The organism is Methylobacterium tarhaniae (assembly GCF_001043955.1).
GTDB lineage: Bacteria > Pseudomonadota > Alphaproteobacteria > Rhizobiales > Beijerinckiaceae > Methylobacterium > Methylobacterium tarhaniae.
This window is the reverse complement of sequence record NZ_LABZ01000334.1, coordinates 1-710: the sequence shown is the minus strand read 5'-3', so window position 1 is coordinate 710 and position 710 is coordinate 1. Positions and strand designations below refer to the sequence as shown.

Here is a 710-nt window from a genome sequence, read left to right as displayed (position 1 = left end):
CGCCCGGCCCTCGCGGGTTTGGCCTCCCCGGGGCCCCGCGCGGGGGGGGTGAGGGGGGGGGGGGGCCCCCCCCCCCCCCCCCCGGCGGGCCCCCCCCCCCCCCCCGCCACTGGCGGGTCTCGACCGCGGTCGCGGCGGGGCCCGCCAGCAGCAGGCCGATCGTGGCCGCACTCTGGCGCTTGCGCGTCCTGGTGGCGGCATAGATGGTCTGCCAGGTGCCCCGGCCGGTAAGGTCCGCCTCGCGGCGGGCATGGGGCGCGGCATCGACGAAGGTGAGGGCCGCCCGCGTCCCGGAAAAATCGTCGGGCAGCCGAATCTCCGCCGAGACGACGTGGAGGCGGTTCGGCCGCAAGCCGGCGACCGGGCGGGAGACGGCGAGCGTCCCCGGATCGAGCGAGGCGGCGTCGAGCGCGTGGCGGGCGGTCTCGGGCGCCTCGAAGAGCGGCGGGCCGGACGGCGCCAGGGCAGGGGGCTCGGCCAGGCCGTGGCGCAGGGCATAGGCCCGGCCGCAGACCGCGAGCCAGCCCGGGAGGTCGGCATCGGTCGCCGCGGCGTAAGGCGCGAAATGCGGCAGCGCGCCCTCCATCAGGCCCTCGCCGCGCCAGACCACCTGGCCCGGCGCGTGGCTGCCCTCGGTGGCGCAGACCCGCAGCAGCGTCACCGGGCCGATCGCCCGCAGGGCCGTCAAGAGGCGGCGCACCGCGCCGTCC

1 pseudogene is annotated in these 710 nt (G+C 79.6%); it reads right to left on the bottom strand.

What is annotated here, in order from left to right:
- A pseudogene (locus VQ03_RS34090) lies at positions 1–710 on the bottom strand (hypothetical protein); the annotation flags it as partial.